Source organism: Parahoeflea halophila (assembly GCF_900220985.1).
Taxonomy (GTDB): Bacteria; Pseudomonadota; Alphaproteobacteria; order Rhizobiales; family Rhizobiaceae; genus Hoeflea; species Hoeflea halophila.
In genome coordinates, this window is record NZ_OCPC01000001.1 from 687,790 (window position 1) to 714,215 (window position 26,426).

Genomic DNA, 26,426 nt, shown 5'->3' on the forward strand with positions numbered 1-26,426 from the left:
ACGTTGTCCACTCAGGTCTGTATCATTGGTGCAGGTCCGTCAGGCCTGCTGCTCGGACAATTGCTGCACAACGCTGGAATTGAAACCATCATACTCGAGCGTTCCAGCCTCGATCATGTTCTCTCGCGCGTTCGCGCCGGTGTCCTCGAACAGGGTACGGTCCGGCTGCTGGAAGAAGCCGGCGCCGGGGCCCGGATGCATGCCGAAGGCTTGCCCCATGACGGCTTCGCCATCAGCTGTGAAACCGACATCCATCGCATCGACCTGACCCAGCTGACCGGCGGCAAGAACGTCATGGTCTACGGACAGACCGAAGTCACCCGCGACCTGGTCGACCACCGCAGCCAAACCGGCGGCATCACCATGTACGAAGCCGCTGATGTTGAACCGCAGGAATTTGACACCGCCGGGCCCTATGTGACCTGCAAGATAGCTGGCGAGTCGGTCCGGATTGACTGTCGCTTCATAGCCGGCTGCGACGGTTTCCATGGCGCCAGCCGCCGCTCGGTGCCCGAAACCGCCATCGCCACCTTCGAAAAGGTCTATCCTTTCGGCTGGCTCGGCATTCTCGCCGATGTGCCGCCTGTCAGCCACGAGTTGATCTATGCCAGCCACTCGCGTGGTTTCGCACTTTGCTCGATGCGCTCCAACACCCGCAGCCGCTACTACATCCAGTGCAATTCCGATGACCACATCGAGGCCTGGTCCGACGAACAGTTCTGGACCGAATTGCGCAGAAGGCTGCCGCCCGAAACCGCCGAGGCGATGATCACTGGCCCCTCCTTTGAGAAGTCGATCGCACCCTTGCGCTCATTCGTGGCCGAACCCATGCGCTTTGGAAGCCTGTTTCTTGTCGGCGATGCCGCACACATTGTTCCGCCGACGGGCGCCAAGGGCCTCAACCTCGCAGCCTCCGACGTGCATTACCTGTTTGAGGGCTTGCGCAGTCATTTCCTCGACAGCGACACAACTCTGCTCGATGCCTATTCTGAGCGCGCGCTGAGCCGGGTCTGGAAAGCAGTCCGCTTTTCTTGGTGGATGACGACCATGCTGCATCGGTTTCCCAATCAGGCGCCGTTTGACGCCAAAATGACCGAGACGGAATTGGCCTACACCTTAGATTCCGAGGCGATGCGGACCGCCCTGGCGGAGAACTATGTCGGCTTGCCATACTGAAGCCGATTTTCAAACGTTTGTTCAGCTTGCGTTCAGCAGACTCTGGCAATGGTATCTCCATCATTGTCGCTTTAGCCGCAGGTTGAGCCTATGCACATGAAAACCACCTTCCGTCTCCGCCACACGGCGGCCCTTCTGGCTGCTCTGTTGATCACCGCCACGCCGGTTTCCAGCGTTACGGCTCTTGCCGATCAATATCGCGGCCAGCGCATGGTTATTGTCGATACCAATGGCCAGCTGATGCGCGAGATCCCCGAAGCCGGATCGGTGCGCATTGTCGTGGACAACCGGGGGCGCCGCCTCCTTCTTGACAACTGGGACCAGGTCATCGGTCTCGAAATTCCAGCCTGGCAATATCAGGGCCAAAGCAGCATCATCGAGCCCGGCGAAGGGCCCATGATGGATCCATACGGGTTTCCGGAAGCTCCGCCGCCGCCACGTCAGCAGGTGTCGCGCGACCCCTTCTCCGAAGCCCCCCGGGCACGCATCGAGCGTCGTGATCTCAATCCGACCACCGGCACCGTGCCAACGCGCCCGAAAATCATAGAGGTGCCGGCCGCAGAGGAACCGGCAGCGCCCAAACAGCAGGCGCAACCTGCTGTGAAAACACCAATGCTGACAAAGGCGCAAGTAACAGCACTACAGGTCTATCTTGACCGCAACGGCATGTCTCCGGGCGTGATCGACGGGCGCATGGGCTCGAACGTAAACAAGGCGCTGGATGCCTGGTACGAGGCGACGGGCGAGCGGATTGATCCTGCTGACACCGATCTGATCCTCGCCCGCCTGGCAGCCGATGGCGGCCTCGCCTTCTCCACCTATACCATCACCGCGGAAGACGCCGCTGGCCCGTTCGTCGCCTCGATCCCAGCTGATTACGCTGAAAAGGCGAAGCTCGAGCGCATGTCCTACACTTCCACACTGGAGATGCTGGCGGAACGCTTTCACATGGATGAGGCCTATCTGAAGGAACTCAATCCGGAGGCCGATTTCAGCCTGCCCGGAGTACAGATCAAGGTCGTGGCGACCGGTAGGGAAAAGAGCGGGAAAGTTGCCCGCATCGTTGCCGACAAGGGCAAGAAACAGGTTCGCGCCTATGACGCTGCCGGCAAGCTGCTCGCCGCCTACCCGGCCACCATCGGCTCGACCGACACCCCGTCTCCCTCGGGCGAGGTTACCATCGAGCGCATCGCGCCCAATCCCGGGTACACCTACAATCCCAAGATCAACTTCAAGCAGGGCAACAACGACAAGATCCTGCAGGTCCCGCCCGGGCCGAACGGTCCCGTCGGCAGCATGTGGATGGCGCTTTCCAAGCCGACCTACGGCATTCACGGAACGCCAGAGCCGTCTACCATCGGCAAGACCCAGAGCTACGGCTGCGTGCGACTGACCAATTGGGACGCCGGGGAACTGGCCGCCATGGTGAAACCGGGTGTCACGGTGAGCTTCATCGAGTAAAAGCCTATATACGCGAAGACTTGTTGGTCTGGACAAGCAGCCGACTGGAAAGCGCGGCTGTTTAAGTTTGCCCCGGTGACCTCGAAATTTGCGTCTACAGCGCCGGCCTGACCGGTGTCCGTCTCACCGGTGCTGGTCGACCAGGATCGGGTTTCCGTCAGGGTCCTTGATCAAGAAACTGCCCGGCCCAGTGGCCGTCTCGTCGGCTTCGGCCTCAAAAGCAATGCCGTTGCTCTTGAGCTGTTTCTGCAATTCCCGCACGTCGGTGAACTGCTCGAGCGGTGTCGCGCTCTCGCTCCACCCCGGATTGAAGGTCAGCATGTTCTTCTCAAACATGCCCTGGAACAAGCCGATGACACAGCCGCCATTGTGCAGAATCTGCCATCCCTGTTCCGCATCGCCGCCAAACACCGTGAAGCCCAGTTTCTCGTAAAAGGCCCGGGACGCGGCCAGATCCTTGACCGCCAGGCTGAGTGAAAACGCACCAAGTTGCATTGCATTGCTCCTCTCGAACAACCGAGAACCGCATACTATCCTATCTTGATAACGGAGCCAGAGGCTTGGAATTCAGTGTCCGCCGAGAGCTTCAGTGCCATCCTCCGCCTGGGGAGGCGATCATTCGGTGTGCGCCTCGACAAAGGATCGGATCAGTCCGGCAACCGCTTCCGGTTTCTGGTGACAGATCCAGTGATCCGCTCCGGCAACATGGCGCACGGTTAGATCCCCGGCATACTCCTCCAGACCTTCAATGCAGACCGGCAGCAAGGCCGTGTCACCGTCGCCCCAGATCAGCAGATGCGGACACCGCACCTGCAGCCTGTCCCTGGAAAGCGCGGGAACATCTCTCAGAGGCACACCGGGTTCGGCGACCTTGAGCGGCGAAGCCCGGTACCAGTTGATCATGCCGCGCAGCCGGCCCGGACGGGACCATTCCGCCTTGTAGAGCTTTTGCCGCTCCGGCGTCATCCACCCGAGATCCATTTTCGCCGAGAACAGCTTCAGCAGCCCGTCAAAATCATTTGCCGCCAGCTTCTCTTCCGAGCCTTCAAAACGAAGATAGAGAATATATTGCGAGGCACTGGTCTGCTCGCCTCCGGCAGCGAGCTCCCGCTGGAACGGAGCCGGATGCACCCCGTTAATGATGACCAGTCGCGAAACATGCTGCGGCTGGAACATCGCCAGACCATAGGCTACGGCCGCACCCCAGTCGTGGCCAACCACCGTCACCGGCCCGCCAAGATGATCAATCAGCGCCACCATGTCGCCGACCAGCTCGCGCAAGCTGTAGGCTTCGACTTCGGCCGGTGCCCAGCTCCGGCCAAATCCGCGCTGATCAGGCGCAATGCAACGGAAGCGATCAGCCAGTCTTTCCGCCACCTCGGTCCATGCCCCGCTATATTCCGGAAAACCGTGCAGGAACAGCAGCACCGGCGCATCGGAACGGCCCCATTCGAGGTAGTGGAACGAATGACCGTTCAGCTCGACGGTGTGGTGCGTTGCCTTCGCCATCAAGCCCCTCCCCAGAGCCATGCGCGGATGATCTACCTCAGCAGCGTCGGATCATTTGTCCTCTCTGCAAGGCGTATCCTGCACCAGTGCCGGCCGGTTGCCTAGCTCAGCGTCCGCCGCACCGCATCGCGCCAGCCCTTGAGCTTGGCGTCGCGGGTCTCAGCGTCCATCTTGGGTTTGAACTCGGTGTCGAGCGCCCAGGCCTTGGCGAAATCTTTCTGCTTCGGCCAGACCCCGGCGCGCTGCCCGGCAAGCCACGCCGCGCCCAGAGCCGTGGTTTCGAGGATCGTCGGACGGTCCACCGGGGCGTCGAGAATGTCGGCCAGCCGCTGCATGGTCCAGTCCGAGGCGACCATGCCGCCGTCGACGCGCAGGACCGTATCGGCGCCCGAACCCTTCCAGTCCTTGTGCATCGCTTCAAGCAGATCGCGCGTCTGGTAGCAGACCGCCTCCAGTGCCGCGCGGGCAAATTCCGCAGGACCGGTGTTGCGGGTCATGCCGTAGATCGCAGCGCGCGCGTCCGCATCCCAATGCGGTGCGCCAAGGCCGGTGAACGCAGGCACCAGATAGACATCCTGGGTCGGGTCGGCTTCCGCTGCCAGATCGCCCGATTGCTCGGCCTTCTTGATCACCTTGATGCCATCGCGCAACCACTGCACCGCAGCCCCCGCAATGAAGATCGAGCCTTCCAGAGCATAGGTGACCTTGCCGTCCATCCGGTAGGCAACAGTGGTCAACAGCCGGTTTTCCGATCGCACCATGTCCTCGCCGGTGTTGAGCAGCGCGAAACAGCCGGTGCCATAGGTTGATTTCAGCATGCCCGGTTCGAAACAGGCCTGGCCGATGGTTGCTGCCTGCTGGTCTCCGGCAACGCCCAGGATCGGGATTTCCGCGCCGAACAGGCTTTTGTCGGTGATGCCGAAATCGGCCGCGCAATCCTTGACCTCCGGCAGCATTTCCGCCGGGATCTCGAGGATCTGCAAAAGTTCCGCGTCCCACTCCTGGGTGCCAATGTTGAACATCAGCGTCCGCGAGGCATTGGTCGCGTCGGTGACAAACGACTTGCCGCCGGTCAGCCGCCAGATCAGGAAACTGTCCACCGTGCCAAAGCACAATTCACCGCGCTCAGCCCTTGCTCGCGCACCCTCCACATCCGACAGCATCCACGATAACTTGGTGCCGGAAAAATAGGGGTCGAGCAGCAGCCCGGTCTTGGCTGTAAACGTCTCTTCCAGATCCTGATGCTTGAGCTTGTCGCAATAGGAGGACGTGCGCCGGTCTTGCCAGACGATCGCGTTGTGGACCGGCTTGCCGCTCTCGCGCTCCCACACCACCACGGTCTCGCGCTGGTTAGTGATGCCGATGCCGGAAATCGCCGAAGCCTCGACACCAGCATCCTTCAGCGCCTGCTTGACTGACCAGACCACTGTTTCCCAGATTTCCTCCGGATCGTGCTCGACCCAGCCGGACTGCGGATAGAACTGCGTGAATTCCTTTTGGCCGACGCCGGCAATCCGCATATCACCGTCAAAAACGATGGCGCGGCTCGAAGTAGTGCCCTGGTCGATCGCGAGAATATATCCACTCATGCTGTCCTCCAATTCCGCTGCCATATGACCCGGATTCGCTGCTAGCGAAAACCCCCTCGGTGTCGTCTCGCAGTCAGGCTGCGCGGGCGTCTGCCATGTAGGTTTCAAGGGCTGAAACCTGCGCCGCGTCGAGACGAAGCCCGCGCTTGGTGCGCCGCCAGATCACGTCCGCCGCTTCCCTCGCCCATTCATGTGAAATCAGGTAATCAACTTCCAGCGCATGGAGGCCGTAACCGAAGTTCTGCCCCAAATCCTCCAGGCTTGCGGCATTGCCCAGCAGCTTCCACGCGCAGGTGCCATATTGGCGGACATAGCGGCGGGTCAGCTGCGGGTCGAGGAACGGATAATCCGATTGTAGCCGGGCCACCTGGCTGTCATACCCGTCGGGTGGGAAATCGCCTCCCGGCAGCGCGGCCCGGTGGGTCCACGGCGCGGATTTCTTGCCAAGGCGGTCCTCGATAAGCTCCAGCATTGATTCCGCCAGCTTGCGCGCAGTTGTGATCTTGCCACCGAAGATGTTGATCAGCGGCGCGCCGTCGGCCGGATCCGGCTTGAGCACGTAGTCGCGTGTCGCTTCCTGGGCCTCCGATGCGCCGTCGTCATAGAGCGGACGGACGCCAGAATAGGTCCAGACGATGCTGTCGCGCTCGACTGGCTTAGCGAAGTATTCGCTTGCCGCCGCGCACAGATAGTCGATCTCGCCATCGGTGATGACAACGTCCTTCGGATCGCCCGTGTAATCCTGATCCGTGGTCCCGATCAGGGTGAAGTCCTCTTCATAGGGAAGCGCGAAGATGATCCGGCCGTCTCCGTTCTGAAAAATATAGGCACGATCATGGTCATGCAGTTTCGGCACCACGATATGGCTGCCCTGCACCAGCCGCACATTGCGCGCGTCATTGCGTCCGACAACGCCTGTCAGGATCCGGTCAACCCAGGGCCCGCCGGCATTGACGATCAGCCGCGCCTTTACCGTTTCGCTGGCCCTCGTCATCCGGTCCTTGATGCTGACCTCCCAGATGCCGTCCTTGCGTTCGGCCGAGACCACCTCGGTCCGGGTTCTGATTTCGGCACCGCGGTCCGCCGCATCACGGGCATTGAGAACCACCAGCCTGGCATCATTGACCCAGCAGTCGGAATACTCGAAACCTTTCGAAAACAGCGGTTTGAGCGGCTTTCCCACCGGCGATGTCTTCAGATCTACCGTCGTGGTGCCGGGCAGCAGCTTGCGCTTGCCGATATGATCGTAGAGGAACAGGCCGAGCCGGAGCAGCCATGCCGGTCGCATGTCCTTGTGATGCGGCAGCACGAATCTCATCGGCCAGATAATGTGTGGCGCGTTCGACAACAGCACTTCGCGTTCACTCAGCGCTTCGCGCACCAGCCGGAACTCATAATATTCAAGATAGCGGAAGCCGCCGTGAATGAGCTTGGATGACCAGGACGAAGTTCCAGAGGCCAGGTCGTTCATCTCTGCCAGGAACACCGAATAGCCCCGGCCGATGGCGTCACGGGCAATGCCACATCCGTTGATGCCGCCGCCAATGACGAAAACATCGTAGACTTTGTCTTGTGCCATTGACCTCTCCGCTCATGCAACAAGCTGTGTTTTTTGTAATTCGAAACAATAGCGAATGTCAAAAGAAAACAAACGAAAGTGAAACAATCGCTCGCATCCGTACACAGGCTTTCAGACGATCGCCTCGGTTATCAGCAGCCACAGCCCCGTTGTGGCTGCCGCCAGCGCCGTCCCCAGCGTCATGGAGGTCGATGCCAGCCGCTGCCCGGTGCCCAGGCGAGTGGCGATCAGCCAGCTGTTCACACCGGCAGGCAGGGATGCCGCTGCCACAACGACCTTGGCCTGAAGCTCCGGCAGGCCAAGCAGCAGCGCCATGCCCAGCGCCACCGCCGGCATCAGCATCAGCTTCAACGTCACCAGCGAAACCGCCTGCGGCACCTGCCCGCGAATGCCGTAGCCGCGCAACGAGACCCCCATTGCAAACAGGGCCACAGGCCCGGCCACCCCGCCAAGGCTTCCGATAACCCGGTTCGCAACCTGCGGAATCTCGAGCCCCGACACGCGCACGAGAGAACCGCAGAGAATGCCGATGATGAGCGGATTGGAGAAAAGCTGGCGTAGAAAACCCGTCAGCAACTCAACCTTCGTCTTGCTTTTGGTGCTGGCGCCGTCGCGCTTGAGCGCCCATTCGAACAGGATTACCGATGCCGCCATCATGATCGCCAGATGCACCGAGACCAGCTGCGACAGGACCGCCAGGCCGTCCTCGCCATACACTCCAGTTATGAAAGGAAGCCCCAACAGCACCAGATTGGAGAATGCCGCCGTCACCCCGGCTACGACTCCTGACCTTGCATCGCGCCCGAAGCCCGCGCGTATGATGAAATGCGCCGATGCCCACGTCACCAGCACAGATGTAAAGTAAGCCGCCCACAGGCTCCATGGCGCACCATGATCAAAACTCGCCGTGGCGATGATGCGGAACAGCAGCAACGGGACGGCGATGGTGAAGACGAAATCCGACAGCCCGTCGCCCGTGGCAGGCTTGAGCACCTTGAAGGCTGCCGCGCTATAGCCAATGGCAATCAGTGTGAAGACAACAAGGATGGTTTCGGCAAAGGGAGGCATTGCAGGAGACTCGGGGCACATGGCGGGACCCTGTTCATAGACTTTGCAGGCGGGCTCGCAAAGCGCCGGGCTTTATTTAGACGGACGCGGGGATTGGTGCGAGCGGCGTCGGAAGCCCCTCCCCAACGCCTCCCCACAAGGGGTTGGGCCAGCGCGTGCGGTTCGCTCCCGTTCCAGACAGGGGAGTCCTCCGTATTCGATAGAGCCAGAATACGGAGACAGGCGCGGCGGGGTAAGCCCCTCCTCCTTGTGGGGAGGGGTTGGGGAGGGGCATTTATTGGCGTTGAGTACGCGGTTGTTTAAGTGCGATGCCGCTTTCGCCCCTGCCCAGCACCATCCAGAACCTTATCCCCGCTTGAAGCCCTTCCCCATTGCCGCTAGGGAATTCGAGCCATTTATCGAGGACCTCCCATGCCCGCCTTTCCGCATTTTACCGCTCTCGCCCGATCGCTGCCGCCGACCGTGCCGTTTGTCGGTCCGGAAACCCAGGAGCGCACCCGCGGTGCTGAGTTCAACGCCCGGCTGGGCGCCAATGAGAACGGGTTCGGCCCGGCCCCGTCCGTTATCGAGACGATCACGCGAAAGGCGCAGCTCTGCTGGCGCTACGCCGATCCGGAAAACCATGATCTGAGGATCGCGCTGGGGAAGTATCTTGGCCTGGCGCCGGAGCGGGTCGTTGTCGGCGAAGGCATCGACGGGCTTCTGGGGCTGATTGTGCGGCTGATCGTCGAACCCGGCACCCCGGTCGTCACCTCCCTCGGCGCCTATCCGACCTTCAACTTCCATGTCGCGGGTTTCGGCGGAAGGCTGGTCGCTGTCCCTTACCGCGATGACCACGAGGACCTTGATGCGCTGCTCGACATCGTCCGCCGCGAGAATGCGCCGCTGGTTTATCTCTCCAATCCCGACAACCCGATGGGCACCTGGCACTCGGGCGATGCCGTGACCGCCTTCGCCCGCGCCTTGCCCGAAACCACCATGCTTGTCCTAGACGAAGCCTATGGTGAAACCGCGCCGGCCTCCGCCCTGCCCGCAATAGCTGCACTTGCCGACATGCCAAACGTGCTGCGCTTCCGCACCTTCTCCAAGGCCTACGGGCTGGCCGGCCAGCGGGTCGGCTATGTCTTTGGCGACGAGGACAGCGTGGCGATGTTTCACCGGGTACGCAACCATTTCGGGGTCAACCGGCTGGGCCAGGCGGCTGCGCTGGCCGCACTTAGGGACCGGGACTGGCTCTCCCATGTGCTGGCAGAAGTCTCATCGTCCCGTGACCGGATCGCGGCAATCGCAAACGGCCATGGCTTCAAGCCGATTGCTTCGGCAACCAATTTCGTCACCGTCGATTGTGGCCGCGATGCCACTTACGCAAAGGCAATCCTTGACGGGCTGATTAGCCGCGGCGTCTTCATCCGTATGCCGGGCGTGGCGCCGCTGAACCGCTGCATCCGCATTTCTACCGGTCCGGCGCCCGAAATCGCGCTTTTCGAAGCCGCTCTGGCCGAAATCGTTGAGAAACAGGGCTGAATTAGATCCAGCGATATCAGACAAAAGGCCGCGAAAGACCAATCCTGGTCAATCGCGGCCTAGCTGAGAGCCTCTCCGTGTTGTCCGGATTTTTGGCTCCCACCTCGTTCCCCTCGAGGTAAAATTCTGAGAACGGCGCTCGGAGACTGCCTCCTTGGACACCCCGCTACAGAAGCGCCTGGCCGGCGTTTTGCCGGGACGAAAGTCCGGTTCAATGCATGGTCATCCATTCGCGTGCAGCGCGCAGCGCGGCGGCGAGGTCGGCCTTGGTCATGCTTTCGGCCAGTTCCGCCCGCAATGTTGCCGCCCGGTCAGAGCCCTTGATCGCGGCAATGTTGAGCCACTTGTGGGCCGCGACATAATCAATTTCGCATTCGCGTCCAGTGGCATACATCAGACCCATTTCGCAGAAAACGTCTGCCTTGGCTTCGCCGCCGATGGTTGCCTGATCGTGATCATGAATTTCGTAACGTGCCATTTTCTTAGTCCCTGTAAAAAAGTTTGCTTTCGTCGTCCCTGTCAGCTCCTGAGAAGCCGTTTTTTTCTTGTGTTCGTCCGGTTGGTCCGGGCGCTGTCTTGTTGGATTGAAGTGTGCCGTTATCGATTAAAAAGCGCGTTAAATTGCATGCTTAACTGGAGACGAACAAAGTCCAAAGGCTTGGTAAACTTGGGATTTTGTTAAACATCCAAGCCGTTGCATTTTGGCAGAAGAGACTCAAATCGGCTGTTTCGGCCACTTGTGGAAAGTTACGAACGGCTAACCAAGGATACATCGCATTTTCTGGAAAACTCATCGAAGCCGCGAAAAACGCAGGCGCTTGAGCTTCCCGCGGTGCCCATAAATCGGCATTCAAGCCCCTCAGAAATGGCAGTTTACCTTTACGTAAAGTCGAGTTAAGTAAGAAGCGCGCATGAGGATGCGCTCATATCCTGGGAGGAACAACATGATCCGTAAACTGATTACCGCCGGCGCACTTGTTGCTGCCATGGCAACTCCGGCTCTGGCCGACCCTATCGAGGGCAACTGGAAGACCAAGAGCGGTGAGACCGCGGCGATCTCAAGCTGCGGTGGTTCCTACTGCGTAACTCTGAAAACCGGCAAACATAGCGGCAAACGCATCGGCAAGATGACGGGCAGCAACGGAAGCTACTCCGGCACCATCACGGATCCCTCAAACGACAAGACCTACAAGGGATCCGCGTCGATTTCGGGCAAGACCATGAAGATGAAGGGCTGCGTGCTGGCGGTGTTGTGCCGCTCGGAGAACTGGTCGAAACTGTAATCCAGGCAGAAAACCACAGACTGACAGGCCCGCCCAGGTCATCTGGTGCGGGCCATTTTTATGGCACCTACCGTGCCTTCTGGCCGAACAGAACCTTTTGCGCATCCTTGTCTCCCGCCAGGTTCTTGCGGTGCTCGATTCCTACGTTGCACCCCTTCTCCACCGCCGGGCGGGCCATCAGAGTTTCGAACCAGCGCTTGAGCCTGGGGAATTCGTCGAGATTCTGTCCCTGGTTCTCGTAGCGCCGAACCCAGCCGATCGCCGCCATATCGGCAATCGAGTAATCGCCAGCCAGAAAATCCCGGTCGGCCAGCCGCCGGTTCATCACACCATAAAGCCGGTTGACCTCATTGGTGTAGCGCTCGATCGCGTAGGGCACCTTTTCGGTCGCATATCGCCGGAAATGGTGCGCCTGCCCCGCCATTGGCCCCAGCCCACCCATCTGCCAGAACAGCCATTGGTCGACCTCCGTGCGCGCGCGCTCTTCCGTCGGATAGAAGCGGCTGAACTTGCGGCCGAGATACTGCAGGATGGCGCCCGATTCAAAAACCGAGATCGGCTCATCATCAGGCCCCTCGGGATCGACAATGGCCGGCATCCTGTTGTTGGGTGCAATCGCCAGAAAGGAGGGTTCGAACTGCTCGCCCTTGCCGATATTGACGTATCGGACCTCGTAGGGAACGTCCAGTTCCTCCATCATTATGGTGATTTTCCAGCCATTGGGTGTAGGCCAGTAATAAAGCTCGATGGGTTGGGTTTGGGTGGTCATCACCGTTCCTTCTCTTCCAATCAGCAACACTTAGGAATGATCACCCGCATCTGGCAATACCCGCGCCGGCGGCTCGGCTCGCGCTCTTGCCGTGGCACAGCCACATCTCCGGTTAATCTCCTTGAACGCCAGATGAACGACCATCTCAGCTAAGGTTCAGCCGCAGCGTGCGAATGTTTCCTCACAGACAGGGAACACGACACATGAGCACCATTGCACGCCGCTTCACCATCATCTGCCTGATCTTCATGATCTTCGCCTTGCTGATGGCCGCAGCTGTCGCCAATGGCGGACGTCGCAACAACTCATGGCACAAGGGCGCAATCGATCCTTGCTTGTTCCAGCCAGACCTCAATTGCGCAGCATCGCGCTGACACCGACACGTAAGGATCGAGCATATGCGTACCAACATTCGAAACACTGTGACCACCCTGCTGCGGATGACTGCGCTGGTGAGTTTCCTGGTCGGCCCGGTCGGCGCCTTCGCCTACGCCCAGACAGGCGACAAGGGTCCGGGTCTTTCCGGCGCTGGTTACGTGCTCTATGTCAGCCTCCAGCGCAACAGCAAGTGATCCGGATGGCTCGCCCCGCCCGGCAACGGGCGCAGCTGGCCGCCCGCCTTAGCTGCGCTGAAAGTGCTTTCGGCATCGCGCGTCTTTTCCTTGACGTGGATTGTCGTCTATAACGATGCATGGACCAGAGAATCCCTTCCCACACCGTCAATGGCTTCGTTTCACCGCCCCCCATCGAACCGCAGGAATTTTCCGACGCGGCGAGTGCGGTTGCGGCCCTCGAAGCCATTTATGATCGCAATACCCGCTTTCTGTGCGAGGCCTTTCAGGACCTTGCGACATCGAGACCGGCAGGACGCTATCGCGCCTTCTATCCGCAGATAAGCTTCGAAACGACATCCTTCGGCATGGTCGATTCCCGCCTGTCTTACGGACACGTCGTCTCGCCTGGCCGCTATGCGGCAACCATCACCCGACCGGCGCTGTTCCGCGCCTATCTGACAACCCAGTTCGAACTGCTGCTGCGCAATCACGGCACACCCCTGACGATTTCGGAATCGGACACGCCGATTCCGCTGCATTTCGCCTTTGGCGAAGGCGCCTATGTGGAAGCGGCCGTCGCCGAGAAACTCGACATACCGCTGCGCGACCTGTTCGATACACCCGATCTCGCCACCACCGATGACGAGATCGTCAACGGGCTGTACGAACCTGGTCCCGGCGAATCGCTTCCGCTGGCCCCCTTCAAGGCTCAGAGGATCGATTACTCGCTGGCAAGGCTGTCGCATTACACCGCCACGGCCCCCGACCATTTCCAGAATTTCGTGCTGTTCACCAACTACCAGTTCTACATCGACGAGTTCTGCGCCTATGCGCGCTCGCTGATGGCTGAAGGCGACAGCGAATATGATTTCTTCGTCGAGCCCGGCAATCTGATCACCCCCTCCGGCCATGGCAGCCCGACCGAAGGGGTTGCCCCGCCGCGCCTGCCGCAGATGCCGGCCTACCACCTCAAGCGGAAAGACCATTGCGGCATCACCATGGTCAATATCGGCGTCGGGCCATCCAATGCCAAGACCATCACCGACCATGTCGCCGTCCTGCGGCCGCATGCCTGGCTGATGCTCGGCCACTGTGCGGGCTTGCGCAACAGCCAGGCGCTTGGGGACTATGTCTTGGCCCACGCCTATGTTCGCGAGGACCATGTGCTTGACGACGACCTTCCGGCCTGGGTGCCGATCCCGGCGCTGGCCGAGGTTCAGGTCGCCGTTCAGGACGCTGTCGCCGAAGTCACCGGTCTCGAGGGCTATGATCTCAAGCGCATTATGCGCACAGGCACGGTGGCCACCATCGACAACCGCAACTGGGAACTCAGGGACCAGCGCGGCCCGGTGCAGCGCCTGTCGCAGTCACGCGCCATCGCGCTCGACATGGAATCGGCCACGATCGCCGCCAACGGGTTTCGCTTCCGGGTTCCCTACGGCACGCTGCTGTGCGTGTCAGACAAGCCGCTGCATGGCGAGCTGAAGCTGCCTGGCATGGCCTCGGCCTTCTACAAGACCCAGGTCAACCAGCACCTGCAGATCGGCCTGCGGGCGATGCAGAAACTCGCCGCCATGCCGCCCGAGCGGCTGCATTCACGAAAACTCAGAAGCTTCTTCGAGACGGCGTTTCAGTAACAGCAAAAAAAGGGCGGGGTCCAAGGATTCCGCCTTTCTTCAAGGAAGTCGGATTTCTCGCTAACGGCTCGAACGGGCGGCATGCAGACATCCGTTGCAGATTGAACGAACGTCAGAAGTGCGGACTAAAGCGCCAATTCGCTGCGCCTGCGCGAACGAGGGATTTCTCGAAGCCTGCCTAAGTGCGGCAGGCCTCGAAAGACGCTATTTGCGTCCCACAGACAGTTCTGCCCTTACCGCTTCATCTTCGTCTAGAAAGGCTTCTTCTGTCGATGCTCCAACGGCGTCGAAGTAGCGGCTCAAAAAACTTCGAAAGGACGCCGCCAATGCAATGTCTGCAATGTTCAGGTCGCTGAACCCGACGGACCGGAGGCGCTCGATATCCTGCTCGGTAATCGTTGACGCGTCGCGTGTGATTTTCTCAGCATAAGCGAGCATTTGGACCTGTCGCTCGGTCAAGCCGGCATTGCGGAAGTCACGGTATGCTGCAAGCGCCGTATCGCGCCCGATCATTCCCGACAACATCTTGAAATGCGTGTGAGAACAATAGCTTGACGGCACCGATCGTGCCGCGATGAACGAAATGAGCCGAAAATCGACAAGGTCCAGCGAAAATCCGTCCCTGATCTGGTGCAGGAGTGCTTCGACCGGGATAATGATGTCAGGTCGTGCAGACCAGCATTGGGTCGCCTCCATGACGCGCCCCATCGACGCAATCTCTGCTTCATAAAGCGCCGCAATGTCGCCGGTCGCTTCGTTTGGTTCGATTGTCTTAATGTACATGGCCAGTTCCCAACAACCGTGCTCGAAAAAGCGTACGCCAACCTGGGCCATCTGGCAATTCTGGAAAGAGCTCGTCGTATTGCTCGATAGGCACCCGGTTCGCCAAAAGAACGTCTCTTGCGAATTAGCCACATCGGCGCATGTGGTTATACCATGCGGACGATTGGCTCCTTAAAAGCATCGTCAGAAGTGCTCGCTGCTGCCCTTCGGTGCAGACGGGATGAATAACTGTTGTGGCCTGAAGTGACAGTCGGCGATAAAGACCGACTGTCTCGAGAGGGTTCGTAGCAAACCAAAACCGCCTGCAGACAAACGCTTGCTCAAAGTCCGCACCGCAAAGCTGCAATTTCAGGCAAAGCTCAGCGGCGCGGCAACAAATTACATGTTGGTATAGACCGGCCCTTCGCCGCCCTGCGGCGGGACCCAGTTGATGTTCTGGTTCGGGTCCTTGATGTCGCAGGTCTTGCAGTGGACGCAGTTCTGCGCGTTGATCACGAAGGTCGGCACGCCGTCGGTTTCCACCCATTCATACACGCCTGCGGGGCAGTAGCGATTGGATGGCCCGCCATAGACATCCAGTTCCGAAATCTTCTGCAACTCCGGATCCTTCAGCTGCAGGTGAATAGGCTGGTCTTCCTCGTGGTTGGTGTTGGACAGGAACACCGAGGACAGCTTGTCGAAAGTCAGCACGCCGTCAGGCTTCGGATACTCGATCTTCTTGTGCTTTGCCGCCGGCTCAAGGGCTGCGTAATCCGGCTTGCCGTGCCCCATCGTGCCGAAAGGCGACATGCCGAACAGCGTGTTGAGCCACATGTCAAGGCCGCCCACTGTCACACCAAGGATCGTGCCGAGCTTCGACCACAAAGGTTTGACGTTGCGAACCTTCTTCAGGTCCTTGCCGATCTCGGATGTGCGCCAGGCTTCGTCATAGCCATCCAATGTGTCCTGTGCGCGGCCCGCTGCAATGGCTTCCGCGGCATGTTCAGCCGCCATCATGCCCGACAGCACCGCATTGTGCGATCCCTTGATGCGGGCGACATTGACGAAACCGGCCGAACAGCCGATCAGCGCACCGCCCGGGAAGGTTAGCTTCGGCACCGACTGCCAGCCACCTTCGGAGATGGCACGGGCGCCATAGCCCAGCCGCTTGCCGCCTTCGAACACCGGCGCAATGGACGGGTGGGTCTTGAAGCGCTGGAATTCCTCGAATGGCGACAGCCAGGGGTTCTTGTAGTTGAGATGAAGCACGAAGCCGACCGCCACCTGGTTGTCTTCAAGGTGATACAGAAACGATCCGCCGCCGGTCTTCGTGTCGAGTGGCCAGCCAAACGAGTGCTGCACCAGACCTGGCTTGTGATGCTCCGGCTTGACCTGCCAGAGCTCCTTCAGGCCGATGCCGTATTTTTGCGGCTCCCGGTCTTCATCAAGTTTGTATTTCGAGATCAGCCGCTTGGCCAGCGAACCGCGCACACCCTCGCCTATCAGCACGTATTTGCCCAGAAGCGCCATGCCGCGTGCGTAATTCGGGCCCGGTTCGCCGTTGCGCTCGACACCCATGTCGCCGGTGGCCACTCCGATCACTGCGCCTTCGTCGTTGGTCAGCACCTCGTCAGCCGCAAAGCCCGGATAGACCTCGACGCCCAGTTCTTCGGCGCGTGCGGCCAGCCACTTGGTCACATTGGAAAGCGAGACGATGAAATTGCCGTGATTGTTCATCAGCGGCGGCATCATGAAGTTCGGCAAGCGGATCGAGCCCGCCGGGCCGAGCACCAGGAAGTGGTCCGCCTTGACCGGTGTCTTGAACGGATGATCGGGATCGTCGCGCCAGTCGGGAATGAGTTTGTCGATCCCGATGGGGTCCACGACCGCGCCCGAGAGAATATGCGCGCCAACTTCGCCGCCCTTCTCCAGAACGACGACCGTCAGCTCGGGATTCACCTGCTTGAGCCGGATCGCCGCTGACAGCCCGGCAGGGCCTGCGCCGACGATCACCACATCAAATTCCATGCTCTCGCGCTCTGGAAGCTCATTCACATCAGTCATCGGACGTCCTCACCTCTTCGACCCCACACTGCCGCGAGACGGCAGACGCTCAGGATCACTCCATATCTGGTCCGGCGGCAGTGCGGTAAGCTGGACAACCGTCCATGCTCCCTCTCTACCCCGGCTGACCTTGCGGCCTGTCCACCCTGTTTGGCAAATGACGCGCACGAAGTCGAGACGGGATGCAACAGGATTTGCATTGTCTCCTAGCAAAACCTGACGTGAACGTAAACGTCAATCGACTGCGGCATTCGCTCGCGCTGAACTGCGGGTCATTCAGCTCATGGCGTAAGAATCCGCAGGAAGACGCCAGGTCGCCTGGCGCAGGCAGCTGACACGCCTGGCTTGTCTGCCTGGTCAGGCCATTCGAGCAAACATTGGCTGCATGTTGAGCACGAGCACGGCACCGGCAATCACCCTGTCAGGCCCCATCAGCGGCGTCATGCGGCAATTGACTTCGAAGAGCCGGCCATGCGCATCGGGGGTCTCGTAGGAGTAGTTTATCCGAGCACCGCCGAAACATTGGTCGATCCGTGGCTTGGCCCGCGTCTGAAACCGCTTCTGGTCTATTACGTCGAGCATGTGCTTGCCGATAAAGTCCGATGGCTGCTTGTTGTGGAACTCGGCATTGCGGCGGTTGCAATAGATATACCGGTAATCAAGCCCGATGACCGCCACCCTTTCCGGTATGGAATCCAGAACAAGTTCCTGCAAGCACGGATCGTAGCCGTCCGTAACCGGGATCTGTTCCAGCGCGGCGGAGACCGGCCTTTGCCCGCCATTTGCGCCCAGATACCGCATGAACAGGGTCGACATCATGGTGGTGTAGCGCTTGACACTGAAATCGTCTTCGCAATTGTTCATCGCAAGGCGATTGAAGAAGCCGATTTGGGCCATGATCTCGCTGTGGCTGACCGCTTGAAAGTCGAAGATGCGTCGGGTCAAGGGCTGAAGCTGCGCATCAATACGATCAACCTCACATTCGTCGCCACGACGCACTGCGAAAAGCAATTCATCACTAAGGTGGTCAAATTTTCTGATCAGATCAGATAACATATAGCCCATTATTATTGTTCCCCGGCTACTTTAGTGGAACCTGTATAGAGACAATTTCATGTTTTCTGCAAGTCGATCGGGACGTTGTCTTCAGCCCTCCTGGACTTGATCGCAGGCAGGAATTACCGCTGTTGAAGCAACGACTACTGAAATAATTTCTGTCCACAACAAAAATACTGATCGCAGGAAAACTTAAAGCATTGTTTTTAAGTCGAAAAATGCCAAGCCACAAGCAGGCAGAAGTACGCCGGTGAACACTTGGGAAAGTCATAGCCAGCGCGATTTGACCTGCTGCACGCCACAACCGGTGTCAAGCAAAAGATCAAATGTCGGATATCATTGGCAGCGCGCGGGCGTCGGGTAAGGCAACCATTGCCAGCCGGACGTGAATCACTGTGAGCAGCAGCTGCCACTCTTGGGCCGGTTGAAGCCGGTGAACGACATGGAATTGGACATACAACAACGGCCTATTGTGAGGCTCTTTCAGCCAACCGCGTCAGGTTTGGAACCTCGTCCTGACGGTGGTTGCTGATCAGGATCATGTCGTCCTGTCGCAACCGGGTCATCCGGCGGCTGACGGTTTCAATCGTCAGCCCAGGAAAATCCGCAATATCCGCGCACATCAGCGGAAGGTCGAATCGGATCGCCCATCTCGCCTCGCGCTTTTCCGGATTGGATGGGGAATCGACAACCAGGTGGTAATCTTGTGCTGGTTGATGATGCCGGTCATCAAACCCTCTTGCGCGCAACGGCGACACAACCTGCGCCCCCTCGCTTCACCGTCGAGGCCATCTTTGGCGCTCACGCACGATCGCGATGAAAGATCAGCGCGATTTGATCAAAGTCAAGGCGCACGCGCTCCGGGCGCGCAATCTGAAGGCTGACACCAAAGAGGCAGAATATGCAGAAAGATTTTGTCCAGAAGCACGGCGGCCCCGCGCCACGCTACACCAGCTACCCGACCGCGCCGCATTTCCATCCCGGAATAGACGGCAATGTATATGCGCGGTGGCTCGGACAGTTGACGCAGGAACAGACGCTGTCGCTTTACATCCACATTCCCTGGTGTGACCGGCTGTGCTGGTTTTGCGGCTGCAACACCAAGCAGACCCGCAGATACGAACCCTTGAAAACCTACCTCACGGCGCTCGAAAACGAGATGGAAACGATCTCCGGCCTGATCGATCCGGGCTGCCGGGTCACCGCCCTGCACCTGGGCGGCGGATCGCCCACCATGTTGCAGCCCGACGACATGCTTGCGCTGAACGCCATGCTGCGTAGCCGTTTCAGCTTTGATGCCGATACGGAAATCAGCGTTGAAATGGATCCCAACGATCTCACGGCAGACAAATATGATGCCTTGGCCGAAATCGGCATGTCCCGCGCCTCGATCGGCGTGCAGGATTTCGCTGAAGCCGTACAGAAGGCAATCAACCGCGAACAGACCTTTGAGCAGACCCGTGATGTGGTCGAGCAGGTTCGCGCCCGCGGTGTCCGCTCCGTCAATTGCGATGTGCTCTACGGTTTGCCGCACCAGACCCGGCAGTCGGTTGAACGCACCATCAGCCAGGTTCTGTCACTTGACCCGGACCGCATCGCCCTGTTCGGCTACGCTCACGTCCCCTGGATGAAAACCCATCAGAAGATGATCGACGAAACGGCGCTGCCCGATCTCACGGAGCGATTCGCGCAAATGAACCGGGCCGCCTCAGCGCTGACATCTGCGGGCTACACCGCCATCGGCATTGATCACTTTGCCCTGCCCGGTGACAGCCTGGCAATTGCGGCCGCTTCAGGCGCCATGCGGCGCAATTTCCAGGGCTACACAAGTGATACCGCCGACGCCCTGATTGGCATCGGTGCATCCTCCATTGGCCAATTGCCGCAGGGTTATGTCCAGAACCAGCCATCGACGGGCGAATACCAGCGCCGCGCCAACCAAGGTGAGTTGCCCGTCGTGCGCGGCTTCGAGCTTTCGACCGAAGACCGCATCCGCGCCCGTATCATCGAGTTCCTGATGTGCGACTTCGCGTTTTCCTTCGCCACCATCCGGCATGAATTCGGCGCAGATGCGGAGCACATGCTTGACGAGGCCGAATATCTCGCAAGCTGCGACACGGACGGAATGGTCGAGCTTATTGGTGGTCTTTTTCAGATCACTGCGAAAGGCCGCCCCTTCGTCCGCTCGGTGGCTTCGGCATTCGATGGCTATTTCGGCACCGGCGTTGCGCGTCATTCGCTTGCAGTCTGATACCGTCGCTCCCATTTGGCATGGTGCACAAGTTTGGCCAGAAGGAGCTAGACAAAGAAGCCATTGGCTTTTGCGCCGGATTTTTCTATAGCTGCGGCCAAACCATTATCCAATGAGGAACTGAGCGTGACCGCAACATTCGACAAGGTCGCCGACATCATCGCTGAGACCAGCGAGATTGACCGCGATACCATCACCCCCGAGAGCCACACCATCGACGATCTGGGCATCGACAGCCTTGATTTTCTCGATATTGTTTTTGCGGTCGACAAGGAATTCGGCATCAAGATCCCGCTCGAGCAGTGGACACAGGAAGTCAACGACGGCAAAGCCTCGACCGAAGAGTACTTCGTGCTGGGCAATCTTTGCGCCAAGATCGACGAGCTGAGGGCCGCAAAGGCCTGACGCCAAGGCCCAGCGGAGCACCTCATGCAGCTTGAATACTTCCAGATGATCGACCGCATCGAGGCGCTTGACCTTGACGCGGCTACACTGGTCGCAAGCTCGACAGTCCCCCTTTCCAGCACCGTGTTCGAGGGGCATTTTCCTGGCATGCCGTTGGTCCCCGGGGTCTTGCTGATCGAAACCATGGCTCAGGCCAGCGGATTTCTGATCCTGGCCAAGACCGGGTTTGCGGCAATGCCGTTCCTGATGTCGGTTGACGGTGCCAAGATGCGTGATTTCGTCAAGCCCGATACCGCGCTGGAAATCTCGGCCACCCTCGAGCATGAAGGCTCCGGCTACGCCGTGACCAGGGCAAAGATAACCAGCGGCGGCAAGAAGGTGGCGGACAGCCAGCTCAAGTTCAGAACCGTGGCTTTCGATCAGGTTCCGCTGGCCGATATCGTACGAAGCCGAGCCGGGGATGTGGGCCTGTTGAACGCCATGGCGAAATTTGCAGGAGACCGGCAATGACTCACACACGCCATCAGGTGGTGGTGACCGGCATAGGTCTGGTGACGTCGCTTGGCGTTGGCCATGAGGCCCATCGCGATCAGTTGATGTCCGGCACGGCGCCGTCCCGGGTGGTCGACAGCACAAGCTTCGCCCCCTACACCATCCATCCACTGCCGGAAATCGACTGGTCGGCCCAGATTCCCCGTCGCGGCGATCAGCGTCAGATGGAAAACTGGCAGCGGCTGGGCGTCTATGCGGCCGGCCTCGCCCTCGACGACGCCGGCCTCAAAGGCGATCTCGAAGCCTGCGCCTCGATGGACATGATCGTTTCGGCCGGTGGCGGCGAACGCGACATCAATGTCGATACGCTGATCGTCGAGGAAAGCCGCAAGCGCAACGATCGCGAACAGCTGCTCAATGAGAAGCTCACCACCGAACTGCGTCCGACCCTGTTTCTTGCACAATTGTCCAATTTGCTCGCTGGCAACATTTCCATCGTTCACAAGGTCACCGGCTCCTCGCGCACCCTGATGGGCGAGGAAGGCGCGGGCATCTCGGCTGTCGAAACCGGATTCGCCAGGATAGCTGCCGGCCAGTCCACCCATTGCCTCGTCGGCGGAGCCTTCGTCTCCGAGCGGGTCGACATGCTTATGGTGATGGAAGCCATTCAGGGGCTGGGCAAAGATGCCGACGCGCCGTTCTGGTCCGCCGATGGCAGCGCGAACGGCATGAATCTCGGCACCGCAGGCGCTTTCCTGGTGCTCGAATCGCTGGAGCATGCACAGGCTCGTGGCGCTCATGTCTACGCCCGCCTCGACGCGGTGCTCGGCGACCGCGGCTCGCGCGAAGCAGACCGGCTGGAACAACGGCTGACCCGGCTGGCCGACGACACCGGTGCCTCCGGCGGCGGCGTAGACACCGTCGTGTTCACCGGCGCCACTGGCTATCCCGAGCTCAGCGCACGCGAGCGAACCTTCCTGCAGTCCCGCTTTCCAAATGCACCGCGGCGTACGCTCGGCGCGCTCTTCGGCCATTCGCTGGAAGCCCATTTCCCCACTGGGGTGGCTTTGGCCTGCCTGGCTCTCGACGATGACGCACCGGTCAGCCCGTTTGCCGCTGGTGAAGACGCTGTTACATCTGCTGCCGCCAACACGGCGATCGTGACCGCAATTGGCCATGTTCGCGGTGAAGGCATTGCCCGTCTGACGAGGATGCCATGAGCAAAGCCGCCTATACAGACCATCTCGGCCGTCCGCTGGTTGCCGTCACCGGCATGGGCGTTGTCTCGTCCCTCGGCCAGGGCGTGGCCGACAACTGGTCAGCCCTGACCTCCGGCAAGTCCGGCATTCACCCGATCACCCGGTTTCCCTCCGACGGCCTGTCGACCCGGATTTGTGGCATGGTCGATTTCATCGACATTCCTGCGCCCAATGCCGTCGAGCGCTCTTTTGCCTTTGCCCGTGAAACCACTGTCGAGGCTCTGGCCCAGGCCGGCATTACCGGTGAATTCGGCGGTCCGCTTTTCCTCGCGGCCCCTCCCATCGAACCCGAGTGGAATGCCCGCTTCGATCTTGGCGACCGGGTCAAGCCCGAGCAGATGACCGGCAACGCCTATGAGCAGTTCCTCGCCGTCCTGCGCGACAAGGCCGATCCCGCTTTCCATGAAGCCGTGCTGTTTGGCTCCATCTCGGAGCGGCTGGCGGACCTGTTCGGAACCCGTGGCCTTCCCGTCACCCTGTCGACCGCCTGCGCCTCCGGCGCCACTGCCATTCAGCTCGGCGTCGAGGCCATTCGCCAGGGCCGCACCGAGCGCGCCCTGAGTGTCGCCACCGACGGATCCGTCAGCGCCGAAGCGTTGATCCGGTTCTCCCTGCTGTCGGCGCTTTCGACGAACAACGACCCGCCGGAAAAGGCCTCGCGCCCCTTCACCAAGGATCGTGACGGCTTCGTCATTGCCGAAGGCTCGGCGACTCTGGTGCTCGAATCGCTCGAGGCCGCGGTGACCCGTGGCGCCAAGGTTCTGGGCATCATCAGCGGCTGCGGCGAGAAGGCCGACGATTTTCACCGCACCCGCTCCTCACCTAGTGGTGCGCCGGCAATCGCCACCATCAACGCGGCGCTGGACGACGCAGGGCTGTCGATCGATCAGATCGGCTATGTGAACGCACATGGCACCTCGACGCCGGAAAACGACAAGATGGAATACCTGGCCCTGTCGACCGTGTTTGGCGACCGGATGGCCGACATTCCGGTTTCATCGAACAAATCCATGATTGGCCACACGCTGACCGCAGCCGGCGCGATCGAAGCCGTGTTTTCCCTGCTCACGATCAGCAACGGCACCCTGCCGCCGACCATCAATTATGACAATCCGGACCCGGCCATTCCGCTCGATGTGGTCCCCAACGTCAAGCGCGATGCAACGGTCACACACGTTCTTTCCAACTCATTTGGGTTTGGCGGACAGAACGCATGCCTTGTCATGTCGGCTGATCCCGCTTAAGTCATCCCCGCTCCGGCGAATGCGCCGGAGCCAATTTGAACACGCATCCAGCTCAAGCGTGAACGCGCAAACACGATGTTCACCGGGTGCCCGGCACACAGGCAATCCTGCAGAGACACTGGCGGCTGGCTGAGCCCCGCCAAGCGGCGAAGGACAAATTTCATGCGAGCTCTCCAACTCATCGAAGACCGCAAGCTTGAAACAGTTGATTTGCCGCCACCACCACCACCGGGCATCGGCGAAGTCACGGTTTCGATCAAGGCTGTGGCCCTCAATCACATCGATGTCTGGGGCTGGCGCGGCATGGCATTCGCCAAACGCAAGATGCCGCTGGTCATCGGCGCGGAAGCTTCAGGCGTGGTCGATGCGATCGGTCACGGCGTGGCCGGCCTGGTACCCGGTCAGCTGGTCTCGATCTACGGCGCCCGCACCTGCGGCCTGTGCCGCCCCTGCCGTGAAGGCCGCGACAATCTGTGTGAACATGTCGGCGGTGTGCACGGATTTCATCTGGATGGCTTTGCCCAGGAACAGGTCAATCTGCCGGCCCGGCTGCTGGTGCCTGCACCGCCCGGGGTGACGGCCGTCGGCGCAGCCGTGGCGCCTGTGACTTTCGGAACGGTCGAACACATGCTGTTCGACAACGCCAGGCTCGAGCCGGGCGAAACCATCCTCATCCACGCCGGCGGCTCTGGTATCGGCTCTGCCGCCATCCAGCTTGCCAAGAAAATCGGCTGCACCGTCATCACCACAGTTGGCTCGGACGCCAAGATCGAGCCCGCCAGGGCGCTGGGCGCCGATCACGTCATCAACTACCGGGAGGACCGGTTCGAGGGCGTGGTGCGCAAGATTACAAAGAAACGCGGTGTCGATGTGGTGTTCGAACATGTCGGCGCCGACACCTGGGCCGGCTCCATGTTGTCGCTCAGGCGCGGCGGTCGCCTGGTCACCTGCGGCTCGACCTCCGGGGTCTCGACCCAGATAAACCTGATGATGCTGTTCCAGCAGCAGCTCAAGCTGCTCGGCTCCTTCGGCTGCCGCATGGAAAACATGGCCGACGCAATGCAGAAGATGGCCGCGGGCCATGTTCAGCCGGTGATCGACACCGAAGTCGGCTTTGACGGCATCGATACGGCGCTGGCGCGAATGGAAGGCCGCGACGTGTTTGGCAAGATCATCCTGCGGATGGATTGAGGCCGGCACCGTCATGGCAAGCTCAACCCGCATGGTGCTGACGCGCATCGTCATAGCCTTGAGACGCGTCCGCGACTGGGTCACTGCCACGGCAATCTTCACGCTGCTGCGGCTGATCGCGCTGTTTCCGGCCGATAAGGCCATAGGCTTTGTTGATGCGATGGCGCGGCGAATCGGGCCGATGACCAAGCGTCACCGGCTGGCGCTGAGGAACCTTGAGCGCGCCTACCCCGAAAAGACGAGGGCCGAGCACGAAACCATCGCGCGTGACATGTGGGGCAACATGGCGCGGCTGGCGGCGGAATATGTCTTCCTCGACAAGCTTTTCGATTTCGACCCCGATGCCAGCGAGCCCGGCCGGATCGAGGTCGGAGGCTCCGAAATTTTCCTCAAGTTGCGCGACAGCAACAAGCCCTTCATCGTCTTTACCGCCCACACCGGCAATTTCGAATTGCTGCCGATTGCCGCTGCCACTTACGGACTGGACGTGATGGCGCTGTTCCGGCCGCCCAACAATCCCTATGTTGCTGAAAAGGTGCTGGCCGCCCGCCGCACATCGATGGGACATCTGGTCCCCTCACGCGCCGGTGCCGCCTTCACACTGGCGCGGAGGCTCGAGGCCGGCGGCGGTGTTGGCGTGCTCGTCGATCAAAAGTTCCACAAGGGCGCGGAAACTTCGTTTTTCGGCCTCACGGTTCACACCAACCCGCTCCTGGCCAAGCTGGTTCGCCAGTATGACTGCGAGGTCTACCCGGCGCGATCGATCCGTCTGCCCGGCGGCCGTCACCGTCTGGAGGTTGAACCGCCCATCACCATTCCGCGCAAGCCTGACGGCAGTGTCGACATCACCGCCACAGCACAGTTGCTCAACGACAAGGTGGAAAGCTGGGTGCGCGAATATCCCGGCCAGTGGCAGTGGTTCCATGACCGCTGGGAAATCAAGCATCTGGTGAAATAGAAAGGCCCGGCAACGAGCCGGACCTTGTGCATTCGTGATCGGCGGCAGCCTTGCTGCCGTAGAACCCTTCAGTGCTTGATCACTATCCTGGTGTTCTTGTTGCCGGTTTTCTGCACCAGCGCGAAGAACTTGGCGGCATTCTCCGGCGCCAAGCGGACGCAACCATGCGAGGCCACGCGGCCGAGGCGCTTCGTGTCATAGGTAGCGTGCACTGCATAGCCGCGGTGATAGAACACGGCATAAGGCATTGGCGCATTGTTGTATTTGCGCGACCTGTGGTGACGCGACAGCCATTTCGCCGTGTAACTCCCGGTCGGTGTCGAGTACCCCTTGCGTCCGGTTGACACCGGCCATTTGTATTTCACCTTGCCATTGTGAGTTACCACCATGGTCTGCGATGAAATATCGACCTTGGCGATGAGTTTTGCCGCGAAGGCTGTTGCCGACGAGAACGGAACGAGTGAGAGGGCAAAAAGCCCTGCTACGATCAGATTTCGCATGATTGTTTCCCCATTTGCCCTTCTTTTGGCTTTACTAGCCGGGAACCAATCTAAACAGATGAAATATCGAGTTAAAGTTAAATCGCAATATAGAA

Annotated in this window: 26 protein-coding genes; 14 read left to right on the forward strand and 12 right to left on the reverse strand. The window is 60.1% G+C overall.

Annotated elements, in window-relative coordinates; genetic code table 11:
- The first annotated feature begins 3 nt into the window (after positions 1–3).
- Both pobA and CRO46_RS03330 read left to right on the forward strand, forming a co-directional pair.
- Positions 4–1,176 carry a 4-hydroxybenzoate 3-monooxygenase gene (gene pobA, locus CRO46_RS03325; protein ID WP_097106459.1) on the forward strand — a complete coding sequence of 391 codons (1,173 nt, stop codon included), beginning with the start codon at positions 4–6 and terminating at the stop codon, positions 1,174–1,176.
- A gap of 96 nt (positions 1,177–1,272) precedes the next feature.
- Positions 1,273–2,637 carry a L,D-transpeptidase family protein gene (locus tag CRO46_RS03330; protein ID WP_244577753.1) on the forward strand — a complete coding sequence of 455 codons (1,365 nt, stop codon included), beginning with the start codon at positions 1,273–1,275 and terminating at the stop codon, positions 2,635–2,637.
- 123 nt (positions 2,638–2,760) lie between these two features.
- Here CRO46_RS03330 and CRO46_RS03335 read toward each other — a convergent pair whose 3' ends face one another.
- The 5 genes from CRO46_RS03335 to CRO46_RS03355 all read right to left on the reverse strand — a co-directional run bounded on the left by CRO46_RS03335 (position 2,761) and on the right by CRO46_RS03355 (position 8,382).
- Positions 2,761–3,132, reverse strand: coding sequence for a VOC family protein (locus tag CRO46_RS03335; RefSeq protein ID WP_097105071.1), 372 nt, complete (start codon positions 3,130–3,132; stop codon positions 2,761–2,763).
- A gap of 120 nt (positions 3,133–3,252) precedes the next feature.
- Positions 3,253–4,146: an alpha/beta fold hydrolase gene (locus tag CRO46_RS03340; protein WP_097105073.1), complete on the reverse strand. Its 894-nt coding sequence runs from the start codon at positions 4,144–4,146 to the stop codon at positions 3,253–3,255.
- Between the two features lie 101 nt (positions 4,147–4,247).
- A complete protein-coding gene (gene glpK / locus CRO46_RS03345) occupies positions 4,248–5,735 on the reverse strand; it encodes a glycerol kinase GlpK (RefSeq protein ID WP_097105074.1) in 1,488 nt (495 codons plus the stop codon).
- Positions 5,736–5,808: 73 nt separating this feature from the next.
- Positions 5,809–7,314: a glycerol-3-phosphate dehydrogenase gene (gene glpD / locus CRO46_RS03350; RefSeq protein ID WP_097105076.1), complete on the reverse strand. Its 1,506-nt coding sequence runs from the start codon at positions 7,312–7,314 to the stop codon at positions 5,809–5,811.
- A 111-nt stretch (positions 7,315–7,425) separates the two neighbouring features.
- Positions 7,426–8,382 carry an AEC family transporter gene (locus CRO46_RS03355; protein ID WP_097105078.1) on the reverse strand — a complete coding sequence of 319 codons (957 nt, stop codon included), beginning with the start codon at positions 8,380–8,382 and terminating at the stop codon, positions 7,426–7,428.
- 411 nt (positions 8,383–8,793) lie between these two features.
- On the opposite strand from CRO46_RS03355, the gene CRO46_RS03360 reads away from it, so the two are divergent.
- Complete coding sequence (locus CRO46_RS03360; RefSeq protein ID WP_097105079.1) at positions 8,794–9,906, forward strand: pyridoxal phosphate-dependent aminotransferase; 1,113 nt, start codon at positions 8,794–8,796, stop codon at positions 9,904–9,906.
- A gap of 211 nt (positions 9,907–10,117) precedes the next feature.
- On the opposite strand, the gene CRO46_RS03365 is transcribed toward CRO46_RS03360, so the two are convergent.
- Entirely contained in the window at positions 10,118–10,384 is a 267-nt protein-coding gene (locus CRO46_RS03365; RefSeq protein ID WP_097105081.1) for a sel1 repeat family protein, read from the reverse strand.
- A 466-nt stretch (positions 10,385–10,850) separates the two neighbouring features.
- On the opposite strand from CRO46_RS03365, the gene CRO46_RS03370 reads away from it, so the two are divergent.
- Positions 10,851–11,189, forward strand: a complete 339-nt coding sequence (locus tag CRO46_RS03370; protein ID WP_097105082.1) for a DUF2147 domain-containing protein — start codon at positions 10,851–10,853, stop codon at positions 11,187–11,189.
- 67 nt (positions 11,190–11,256) lie between these two features.
- Here CRO46_RS03370 and CRO46_RS03375 read toward each other — a convergent pair whose 3' ends face one another.
- A complete protein-coding gene (locus CRO46_RS03375; protein ID WP_097105084.1) occupies positions 11,257–11,958 on the reverse strand; it encodes a glutathione S-transferase family protein in 702 nt (233 codons plus the stop codon).
- A gap of 203 nt (positions 11,959–12,161) precedes the next feature.
- Here CRO46_RS03375 and CRO46_RS19905 point away from each other — a divergent pair, with 203 nt between their 5' ends.
- The 3 genes from CRO46_RS19905 (at position 12,162) to CRO46_RS03380 (ending at position 14,149) form a co-directional block, all read left to right on the forward strand.
- A complete protein-coding gene (locus tag CRO46_RS19905; protein ID WP_179758933.1) occupies positions 12,162–12,332 on the forward strand; it encodes a hypothetical protein in 171 nt (56 codons plus the stop codon).
- A gap of 24 nt (positions 12,333–12,356) precedes the next feature.
- Positions 12,357–12,530 (forward strand): hypothetical protein, encoded by a 174-nt coding sequence (locus CRO46_RS19910; RefSeq protein WP_179758934.1) that lies wholly within the window; start codon positions 12,357–12,359, stop codon positions 12,528–12,530.
- 119 nt (positions 12,531–12,649) lie between these two features.
- A complete protein-coding gene (locus CRO46_RS03380; protein WP_097105086.1) occupies positions 12,650–14,149 on the forward strand; it encodes an AMP nucleosidase in 1,500 nt (499 codons plus the stop codon).
- Positions 14,150–14,353: 204 nt separating this feature from the next.
- Here CRO46_RS03380 and CRO46_RS03385 read toward each other — a convergent pair whose 3' ends face one another.
- The 4 genes from CRO46_RS03385 to CRO46_RS03400 all read right to left on the reverse strand — a co-directional run bounded on the left by CRO46_RS03385 (position 14,354) and on the right by CRO46_RS03400 (position 18,789).
- Entirely contained in the window at positions 14,354–14,932 is a 579-nt protein-coding gene (locus tag CRO46_RS03385) for a carboxymuconolactone decarboxylase family protein (RefSeq protein ID WP_097105088.1), read from the reverse strand.
- 378 nt (positions 14,933–15,310) lie between these two features.
- Positions 15,311–16,975 (reverse strand): electron transfer flavoprotein-ubiquinone oxidoreductase, encoded by a 1,665-nt coding sequence (locus tag CRO46_RS03390; protein WP_097105090.1) that lies wholly within the window; start codon positions 16,973–16,975, stop codon positions 15,311–15,313.
- 357 nt (positions 16,976–17,332) lie between these two features.
- Positions 17,333–17,920, reverse strand: a complete 588-nt coding sequence (locus CRO46_RS03395; RefSeq protein ID WP_179758935.1) for a PAS domain-containing protein — start codon at positions 17,918–17,920, stop codon at positions 17,333–17,335.
- Positions 17,921–18,498: 578 nt separating this feature from the next.
- Complete coding sequence (locus CRO46_RS03400; protein WP_342170751.1) at positions 18,499–18,789, reverse strand: helix-turn-helix domain-containing protein; 291 nt, start codon at positions 18,787–18,789, stop codon at positions 18,499–18,501.
- Positions 18,790–18,932: 143 nt separating this feature from the next.
- Here CRO46_RS03400 and hemN point away from each other — a divergent pair, with 143 nt between their 5' ends.
- From hemN to CRO46_RS03435, 7 genes are all read left to right on the forward strand, one after another.
- Positions 18,933–20,282, forward strand: a complete 1,350-nt coding sequence (gene hemN / locus CRO46_RS03405; RefSeq protein ID WP_097105092.1) for an oxygen-independent coproporphyrinogen III oxidase — start codon at positions 18,933–18,935, stop codon at positions 20,280–20,282.
- Positions 20,283–20,408: 126 nt separating this feature from the next.
- The gene (locus CRO46_RS03410) at positions 20,409–20,687 is read left to right on the forward strand and encodes an acyl carrier protein (protein WP_179758936.1); all 279 of its coding nucleotides are present in this window, start codon (positions 20,409–20,411) and stop codon (positions 20,685–20,687) included.
- Between the two features lie 24 nt (positions 20,688–20,711).
- Positions 20,712–21,197 carry an ApeI family dehydratase gene (locus tag CRO46_RS03415; RefSeq protein ID WP_097105094.1) on the forward strand — a complete coding sequence of 162 codons (486 nt, stop codon included), beginning with the start codon at positions 20,712–20,714 and terminating at the stop codon, positions 21,195–21,197.
- Positions 21,194–22,399 (forward strand): beta-ketoacyl-ACP synthase, encoded by a 1,206-nt coding sequence (locus CRO46_RS03420; RefSeq protein WP_097105095.1) that lies wholly within the window; start codon positions 21,194–21,196, stop codon positions 22,397–22,399. The genes CRO46_RS03415 and CRO46_RS03420 overlap by 4 nt, the downstream gene beginning before the upstream one ends.
- A complete protein-coding gene (locus tag CRO46_RS03425; RefSeq protein WP_097105097.1) occupies positions 22,396–23,682 on the forward strand; it encodes a beta-ketoacyl-ACP synthase in 1,287 nt (428 codons plus the stop codon). The genes CRO46_RS03420 and CRO46_RS03425 overlap by 4 nt, the downstream gene beginning before the upstream one ends.
- A gap of 162 nt (positions 23,683–23,844) precedes the next feature.
- Positions 23,845–24,873 carry a zinc-binding dehydrogenase gene (locus CRO46_RS03430; protein WP_097105098.1) on the forward strand — a complete coding sequence of 343 codons (1,029 nt, stop codon included), beginning with the start codon at positions 23,845–23,847 and terminating at the stop codon, positions 24,871–24,873.
- Between the two features lie 31 nt (positions 24,874–24,904).
- Complete coding sequence (locus CRO46_RS03435) at positions 24,905–25,831, forward strand: lipid A biosynthesis lauroyl acyltransferase (protein WP_097106463.1); 927 nt, start codon at positions 24,905–24,907, stop codon at positions 25,829–25,831.
- Between the two features lie 68 nt (positions 25,832–25,899).
- On the opposite strand, the gene CRO46_RS03440 is transcribed toward CRO46_RS03435, so the two are convergent.
- Entirely contained in the window at positions 25,900–26,331 is a 432-nt protein-coding gene (locus tag CRO46_RS03440) for a L,D-transpeptidase (protein WP_097105100.1), read from the reverse strand.
- Positions 26,332–26,426: the final 95 nt, after the last annotated feature.

What these genes read in the sequence shown, in the direction of transcription:
- CRO46_RS03330 (WP_244577753.1), top strand. Translation starts at nt 1,273, where the DNA reads ATGAAAACCACCTTCCGTCTCCGCCACACGGCGGCCCTTCTGGCTGCT.
- CRO46_RS03335 (WP_097105071.1), bottom strand. Translation starts at nt 3,132, where the DNA reads ATGCAACTTGGTGCGTTTTCACTCAGCCTGGCGGTCAAGGATCTGGCC.
- CRO46_RS03340 (WP_097105073.1), bottom strand. Translation starts at nt 4,146, where the DNA reads ATGGCGAAGGCAACGCACCACACCGTCGAGCTGAACGGTCATTCGTTC.
- glpK (WP_097105074.1), bottom strand. Translation starts at nt 5,735, where the DNA reads ATGAGTGGATATATTCTCGCGATCGACCAGGGCACTACTTCGAGCCGC.
- glpD (WP_097105076.1), bottom strand. Translation starts at nt 7,314, where the DNA reads ATGGCACAAGACAAAGTCTACGATGTTTTCGTCATTGGCGGCGGCATC.
- CRO46_RS03355 (WP_097105078.1), bottom strand. Translation starts at nt 8,382, where the DNA reads ATGCCTCCCTTTGCCGAAACCATCCTTGTTGTCTTCACACTGATTGCC.
- CRO46_RS03360 (WP_097105079.1), top strand. Translation starts at nt 8,794, where the DNA reads ATGCCCGCCTTTCCGCATTTTACCGCTCTCGCCCGATCGCTGCCGCCG.
- CRO46_RS03365 (WP_097105081.1), bottom strand. Translation starts at nt 10,384, where the DNA reads ATGGCACGTTACGAAATTCATGATCACGATCAGGCAACCATCGGCGGC.
- CRO46_RS03370 (WP_097105082.1), top strand. Translation starts at nt 10,851, where the DNA reads ATGATCCGTAAACTGATTACCGCCGGCGCACTTGTTGCTGCCATGGCA.
- CRO46_RS03375 (WP_097105084.1), bottom strand. Translation starts at nt 11,958, where the DNA reads ATGACCACCCAAACCCAACCCATCGAGCTTTATTACTGGCCTACACCC.
- CRO46_RS19905 (WP_179758933.1), top strand. Translation starts at nt 12,162, where the DNA reads ATGAGCACCATTGCACGCCGCTTCACCATCATCTGCCTGATCTTCATG.
- CRO46_RS19910 (WP_179758934.1), top strand. Translation starts at nt 12,357, where the DNA reads ATGCGTACCAACATTCGAAACACTGTGACCACCCTGCTGCGGATGACT.
- CRO46_RS03380 (WP_097105086.1), top strand. Translation starts at nt 12,650, where the DNA reads ATGGACCAGAGAATCCCTTCCCACACCGTCAATGGCTTCGTTTCACCG.
- CRO46_RS03385 (WP_097105088.1), bottom strand. Translation starts at nt 14,932, where the DNA reads ATGTACATTAAGACAATCGAACCAAACGAAGCGACCGGCGACATTGCG.
- CRO46_RS03390 (WP_097105090.1), bottom strand. Translation starts at nt 16,975, where the DNA reads ATGACTGATGTGAATGAGCTTCCAGAGCGCGAGAGCATGGAATTTGAT.
- hemN (WP_097105092.1), top strand. Translation starts at nt 18,933, where the DNA reads ATGCAGAAAGATTTTGTCCAGAAGCACGGCGGCCCCGCGCCACGCTAC.
- CRO46_RS03415 (WP_097105094.1), top strand. Translation starts at nt 20,712, where the DNA reads ATGCAGCTTGAATACTTCCAGATGATCGACCGCATCGAGGCGCTTGAC.
- CRO46_RS03420 (WP_097105095.1), top strand. Translation starts at nt 21,194, where the DNA reads ATGACTCACACACGCCATCAGGTGGTGGTGACCGGCATAGGTCTGGTG.
- CRO46_RS03425 (WP_097105097.1), top strand. Translation starts at nt 22,396, where the DNA reads ATGAGCAAAGCCGCCTATACAGACCATCTCGGCCGTCCGCTGGTTGCC.
- CRO46_RS03430 (WP_097105098.1), top strand. Translation starts at nt 23,845, where the DNA reads ATGCGAGCTCTCCAACTCATCGAAGACCGCAAGCTTGAAACAGTTGAT.
- CRO46_RS03435 (WP_097106463.1), top strand. Translation starts at nt 24,905, where the DNA reads ATGGTGCTGACGCGCATCGTCATAGCCTTGAGACGCGTCCGCGACTGG.
- CRO46_RS03440 (WP_097105100.1), bottom strand. Translation starts at nt 26,331, where the DNA reads ATGCGAAATCTGATCGTAGCAGGGCTTTTTGCCCTCTCACTCGTTCCG.